Origin of the sequence: Vibrio fujianensis (assembly GCF_002749895.1) — a bacterium.
In the GTDB taxonomy this organism is placed as follows: domain Bacteria; phylum Pseudomonadota; class Gammaproteobacteria; order Enterobacterales; family Vibrionaceae; genus Vibrio; species Vibrio fujianensis.
In genome coordinates this window covers 299816-306022 of the sequence record NZ_NBUS01000040.1, presented here as the reverse complement: position 1 = coordinate 306022, position 6207 = coordinate 299816, and the positions used below count along the sequence as shown (strand labels likewise).

The following is a 6207-nucleotide window of genomic DNA, read 5'->3' as shown; positions in this document are numbered from 1 at the left end:
GCCCAATACTGGCCCAAACAGAAACTGAATAATAATAAAATGGATCACTACACCAGCGCTTGTCAGTGGCTCGCTCACCACACGCAAACCAGTATGGGCTCTGTTCAATCGTTTCAAAACTAGGAAATGGTACATTTCTTTGTAAAAAGGGCGCGATAAATGTAGGGTGAGCGGCTTGAGCACTAGCAGCCCACAGCCACGCGACTATCCACAACCAATGCAACATATTGGACGGCCCTGTAAAGTTGGTAAGTTAGAATAAAGAGGCATATTACTATTGTTATGTGGTGTAAGCGCGTTTCTATTCATAGGATACATATTGGCACAGCAGAGATGATAACATTCAAACCATGAACAAAATGAAGGGATGGTAAAAATCTATAGTGCCTTGGCATTACATTCGGAACAAGTCTTTTTCGCCTCGGCATATCACAAAATACCGACAGAGACTTGCTAAACAGAAGAGATAAAAAGAGGTGCTAGAGTGCACCTCTTAGATTAAATTGAATTTTATTACACACTAAGCGGAGTTGAGATTTCGCAGTTAAAACTTATACCCACCCGCTATCATCAACACCCAAGGATTAATTTTTACATCCGTTGACTGAGCAGCACCACCAAATTTATACTTGGCGGTTGTTTCAATATTAGCGTACCACGCTGACGCATTGAAAAACCAATTATCGTCAAGCATATAGTCAATACCAATATTGGCCGCCAATCCCCATGAGTCATCCAATTTCAGATCACTCAACCCAGCAGTTTTACCGGTGTTATTAAATTTCTCATCAAAAAAAGTGGTGTAGTTAATGCCTGCTCCGACATAAGGACGAAACGCAGAATTCGCCTCACCAAAATAGTACTGAACCATTACGGTTGGGGGTAAATGTTTCGTTTTACCAATATCGCCTAATCCAAGTAGATCGGTAGAAATATCATGGGAAAATGGGGTCGCTGCCAACAGCTCAACACTGAAATTATCCGTCAACATATACCCTAAAGTGAGTCCCAATTGAGTATTGGTATTAACTTTCAACTCGTCAGAGCTTCCTAGAATTTTATCACTGCTATCATTAGGCACAACAGCAGCTAGGCCTGCCCGGACTAAAATATCCCCTTGCTGGTGGGCTAATACATGAGTTGAGACAAGCGCGGCTAATACAGCCAATCCACAGACTATTTTTTTCATTATGATTTTCCTTTTGTTGGGGCTAATAATTATTATGCCCGCAACATAACACAGAAAAACCATACAAATTTGATGGAAATCAATTTGTAAAATTTATTGTAAAAAAGCATGAGAATATGCAACCTTCGTCACTTTTTATTGCCAATAACACACAATTATCTAATGCAACTTTAACGTGTATCACACCATGGTATCTGGCTTTGTGTTGACACGAATCAATTAAAACTGCAGTAATAAAGCAATTACTGAGACTCAGTTGACATATTAATCAAAATCCAGCCACTTACGGTCTGTTGACCTTAGGTACGATACAGCACCTTAACAATATGCCAACCAAATTTGGTTTTGACTAACTGAGGTGTCAAAAGTTCAGCCTGAAAACACACCTTATCAAACGCAGGTACCATTTGTCCCTGACGAAACTCTCCCAAATCACCGCCTCGTTTTCCTGATGGACATAAGGAGTGTTTTCTTGCCAAAGTTTGAAATTTTGCTCCTTTTTTTAGCTGCTAAAGTAATGCTTCGGCCTGTTCTTTATGCTTGACTAAAATATGCAATGCCGCTGCTGTTTTTGCCATGGTTTTCTCTCACAATAAAAGTGGCTCAGTCTAACGAAAGGTTAAAGAGAATGCACCTCCTCACTGCCCATCGATTTTTTCTGGTTTGCTGACGCTAAAAATGGCTTGATCACGTTACGACTTGACCTTTTTCAGTTACTATAGACACATAGAAAGCATTTATTTTGAGTAATATTATGGCTAAAACCATCAGTAAAGCGAATCAGTCACAAGGGATGTTGATGTTCACCTTGAACTCACAGCGGCAACTGTTTGCGATAGGAACATTAAAAGTACGAGAAATTGTTCCTTTTTTACCGATGACTCAAATCCCTTATTCTCATCATCATGTGGTTGGTACTGTCACGATTCGAGACCTCACTGTGCCAGTAATCGATATGGCTGCGGCTATTGGTTTTCGGCGGATAACTGAACAAGAATATAAAAACTGTTATTTAATTGTTACCGACTGTCTGCGAACTGTGGTGGCTTTTATGGTTCGTAGTATTGAAAAAATTATTGAATGTGATTGGCGCACCATCGAGAGTGCTCCTAGCTCTGCAGGTAAAAATGTTTTTGTGACGGGAATTACTCGCTATCAAGATCGTATCGTACAATTGTTAGACGTTGAACTATTGCTCTCAAAAATCTATCCGCAGTATGAGTCAGCGAAAGTTCCAATGCTGACAGATATAGAACGTGAACGCCTAAAACCCCTTCATATTTTGTTAGTGGATGACTCTTCTATCGCTCGTAAACAACTCGCTGATGCTTTAGACAGTATTAATATTCCATACCAAATTTGTAAAAATGGACTTGATGCCATTGAACTGATGCGTCGAGCCGCGGATGAACATAAAGCGATTGATATTCTAGTCAGTGATATTGAAATGCCCGGTTTAGATGGCTATGAACTTGCTTTTGAAGTGCAAAATGATAGCAAACTCAGCCATGCATATTGTATTTTACATACCTCATTATCGAGTGAAATATGCGTCGATAGAGCGCGTCAAGTGGGGGCACATGAAGCATTGGAAAAATTTAATGCGACAGAACTGATTGAAGCGATGTTACGAGGAGCAAAAACTATCGACACTCAACGTAATGGCACCTTAGCTCGTTAGGTTCCCAGTTCAGAGGGCGTGTGCCCGCCCTTCTTTTTAACCTGCTATACCCAAACAACTTGGAGTTGCAAGTAGGCGGCAAGTGAGTGACAAATTTGAACAGCCGTAGGCTGGCCTTTGGTGAGGGCCACGGATGGCTCTCATCATCCTCATGAGCATAGACAGGCTATGTGATTGGGGTGAAAGAACGTAGCCAACACCCCTGCAGCTTCAAGTAGGAAGGGGATAACTCGCTTTATCTAGCCATCAATGCCTTATCGAGCTTCATTGTGTAGCCGATTATTTTGCAGCAATATAAAATAAAATCCGCTATGCTAAATATACTAGTTCATAGGGTAGTATTGTGAATAAGACAATGACTGACGACACGTTTAAAAAAGCAACCGAGAACCTAAAAAAAGCGGTGCCTTTAATGATGAAGCATCATGTTGCTGCCAGCCCAACTAACTATGCACTTTGGTACACCTATGTTGATAATACGATGCCACAACTCAACCAAGAGCTTGATGACGTATTAAGCAACTTGGGGATTTGCCCGCCAGCTTCTGGGGATTACCTCTACCAGCAATTTATTGCTTCTAAAGTCGAAACCACGGTTAGTGAACTACGCTCCAATATCGAACTATTAGCCACTGAAGTCGCCAGTTCAATGTCAGACACAATGACAGATACTCATGCTTTTGAAACGATCATTGATAAAAGCTTTAATCATTTAGAACGCGTGGAAAAAGAAGATCTTTCCATCGATGAAGTCATGAGCTTAATTAGGCAGTTGGTCAGTGAATCACAAGATATTCGCCATTCAACTCGCTTTCTAGGCGCTCAATTGAAAAATGCCTGCGAAGAAATTTCTCGCTTGCGTCATCAATTATCCGATGTGCAAAAAGACGCTTTATTTGATTCACTATCCGGGCTTTATAATCGTCGTTCATTTAACGCTGATTTGCTCAGTTTTGTGCATGCTCAACAAGCCATGAGTCTTATTTTATTGGATATCGATCATTTTAAATCGTATAACGATGACTTTGGCCATCTATTCGGTGACTCGGTTCTGCGTACCCTGGCAAAGCGTATTCAAGCCAGTTGTAGAGAAGGCATTACAGCCTATCGATTTGGTGGTGAAGAATTTGCCTTGATTCTACCGCATAAACCATTGCGTAGTGCTCGCCAATTTGCCGATTCTCTCCGCCGCTCAATTGAAAGGTTATACGTTCGCGATCGTCGAACAGGGCAGCAAGTTGGCAATATTACCGCCTCTTTTGGTGTGGTGGAGTATCAACCAATGGAAACAGTAGACAATCTGATTGATCGGGCAGACAAACTGCTCTATGAAGCAAAAAAATTAGGTCGTAACCGGGTTATGCCCTTATAAAACAGAACCTTGAGCATTAAACTCAAGGTTTTATACCCAAGCAACTTGGAATTGCAGGTAGGCGTCAAGCGAGTAACAAATTTGTCTGGAACAAATTTGAACAGACGTAGGCGCTGACCTTTGGTGAGAGCCACGAATGGCTCTCATCATCCTCATGAGCATAAACAGGCAATGTGATTGGGGTGAACCAACGTAGCCAACACCCCTGCAGATTCAAGTAGGAAGGAGATATCGTTTTTATTTGGTCATAAATTAAAACAATAACTAAGACAGTAATCCCCTCCACTCTTAGCTCTAAATTCTTTATCTTCACTGCTGGCCTGAGGCTTACCCCGCTCATCTCCCTTAATTAAGCTAATCCAATGGCGCAAAACAGCGTTTGGCATATGATCGTTCACCTCTTGGCTAAGGACAGTACAGGTTTCTAACTGAATGTCATCGATGTCGATCAGTTCAATATAACCGGTTCCTCGTTGACAACCGAGTAAGACTTCAACATGGCTCCCATGCCCATCTCGAAAAAGAATTGAACAAGGTTGTTCTTTCCCCCCCGTGTAAGCAATAAACTGTTTAGGATACTTCAGCCCACTATGCTGACCATTTTTAAAATATGCCAGTACATGATGATAATCGATCACATAACTTGTCACTTCTTGGTGAGAACCATTTTCTAACGGGAATAAACGATCAAGCAATTGCTTGGCTCTAAGTTGTTTTTCTCGTTGTAAATTCGCGCTGATTGTCTCGACGGCGAAGACAGCTTCAGCGATAAAGGGTTTATTGTGTTGTTGCATGTTAGTCTTATCGAATGTCAGCATATTCATCGTCTTTCCCTCATGGATAACTTTCAATTATGTCCTAGCGCAATCTTTTTCAAACTTGTGGTTAAATTTCACTCAAGTTTGTGACTTGCTTACTTGGTAGATTACCGTATTTTTAACTACAATTTCACAACAAAAATTTTACAATGTGAATTTTACAAAATGGCCATCTCCAAAAGCTTAGTTAGACAGTCCCATTTTTTGGGTACAAAAGTGCGAAATTTAAGAAAACGTAACCATTTAACGATGGAAGATCTCTCTGCGCGCTGTATTCGTATTAATCCAGAGTATGCGCCATCGGTCTCTTATCTTTCGATGATTGAACGAGGGAAACGGGTACCTAGCATAGAAATGCTGGAAGTGATTGCAGAGGTTTTTCAAAAAGATCCACGTTGGTTTTTAGACGATGAACCCGAGCAAGCGGATATTACACCAGATAAAGGGAAACGAGGAGGCATCAGTGGTATGGCTCTTGAGCCGAGTTTTCTTTTTTCCCATGATATTTTACAAATAGCTATCCCGGAAATGCTCTCACAAGCAGGCATCACAGGACGACAATTTGCTCATCTTTTGATTCGAGCCCATCAAGAAAGCTTGCAAAATCATTTTCCTGATTTAGAACGAGCCGCTGAGGAAGTTGGATTAAAACGCCTTAACTTAGCAGTAGAAGACTTAATCGATATGGCGAAAAGTTTAGGCTTAACCGTACGCTGGGTGACTCGCACACCACATGATGTGGTCGATGAATTAGGGATTAGCGCCAAACAGTTGGTCACCTCTTTCTTCGAACCGCCAGGCCATATCTACTTAAATGAAATCCTACGCAGCTATCCGACTCGGCTCAAATATGATTTAGCCGTCTACATTGGCCATAATATACTCCACAGTAAGGACGGGTTAAAAAGCGTTCTTTCGGTTGGACATACACACAGTTGGGAAGAGTTGGCTGAAACCCCACAGGGTTCTGAACTGAATTCACAAGATATTTTACAAGCTTGGCGTGATTTTGAATCAAGCTTTTTTGCCGGAGCATTACTCTGTCCTAAAGTTCCATTTCGCCAGTTACTGGATAGAAATGGCTATGAGATAGCGGTACATCAAAAGGCCGGTGTTTCTCCCTCTGTGGCGATGAGAAGAATGACCG

Annotated in this window: 5 protein-coding genes and 2 pseudogenes; 3 read left to right on the top strand and 4 right to left on the bottom strand. The window is 41.4% G+C overall.

What is annotated here, in order from left to right:
• From B7C60_RS17190 to ppiC, 3 genes and pseudogenes are all read right to left on the bottom strand, one after another.
• Window positions 1-226, bottom strand: a pseudogene (locus tag B7C60_RS17190) (hypothetical protein); the annotation flags it as partial.
• Window positions 227-544: 318 nt separating this feature from the next.
• Window positions 545-1189, bottom strand: coding sequence for an outer membrane protein OmpW (gene ompW / locus B7C60_RS07245; protein ID WP_099611070.1), 645 nt, complete (start codon window positions 1187-1189; stop codon window positions 545-547).
• A 299-nt stretch (window positions 1190-1488) separates the two neighbouring features.
• Window positions 1489-1767 (bottom strand): annotated as a pseudogene (gene ppiC, locus B7C60_RS07240) (peptidylprolyl isomerase PpiC).
• Window positions 1768-1943: 176 nt separating this feature from the next.
• Between ppiC and B7C60_RS07235 the strand changes: the two are divergent.
• Window positions 1944-2870 (top strand): chemotaxis protein, encoded by a 927-nt coding sequence (locus B7C60_RS07235; RefSeq protein WP_099611069.1) that lies wholly within the window; start codon window positions 1944-1946, stop codon window positions 2868-2870.
• 355 nt (window positions 2871-3225) lie between these two features.
• The gene (locus B7C60_RS07230; protein ID WP_161428491.1) at window positions 3226-4242 is read left to right on the top strand and encodes a GGDEF domain-containing protein; all 1017 of its coding nucleotides are present in this window, start codon (window positions 3226-3228) and stop codon (window positions 4240-4242) included.
• Window positions 4243-4487: 245 nt separating this feature from the next.
• Here the strand turns inward: B7C60_RS07230 and B7C60_RS07225 are convergent, their stop codons facing one another.
• Window positions 4488-5066, bottom strand: a complete 579-nt coding sequence (locus B7C60_RS07225; RefSeq protein ID WP_099611068.1) for an aldolase/citrate lyase/malate synthase family protein — start codon at window positions 5064-5066, stop codon at window positions 4488-4490.
• Between the two features lie 159 nt (window positions 5067-5225).
• Between B7C60_RS07225 and B7C60_RS18260 the strand changes: the two genes are divergently transcribed.
• A partial coding sequence (locus tag B7C60_RS18260) for a helix-turn-helix domain-containing protein (protein ID WP_245868796.1) occupies window positions 5226-6207 on the top strand: 982 nt, incomplete at its 3' end.

Excerpts from the sequence above, each read along its gene's own strand:
- ompW (WP_099611070.1), bottom strand. The coding sequence starts at position 1,189 with ATGAAAAAAATAGTCTGTGGATTGGCTGTATTAGCCGCGCTTGTCTCA.
- B7C60_RS07235 (WP_099611069.1), top strand. The coding sequence starts at position 1,944 with ATGGCTAAAACCATCAGTAAAGCGAATCAGTCACAAGGGATGTTGATG.
- B7C60_RS07230 (WP_161428491.1), top strand. The coding sequence starts at position 3,226 with ATGACTGACGACACGTTTAAAAAAGCAACCGAGAACCTAAAAAAAGCG.
- B7C60_RS07225 (WP_099611068.1), bottom strand. The coding sequence starts at position 5,066 with ATGAATATGCTGACATTCGATAAGACTAACATGCAACAACACAATAAA.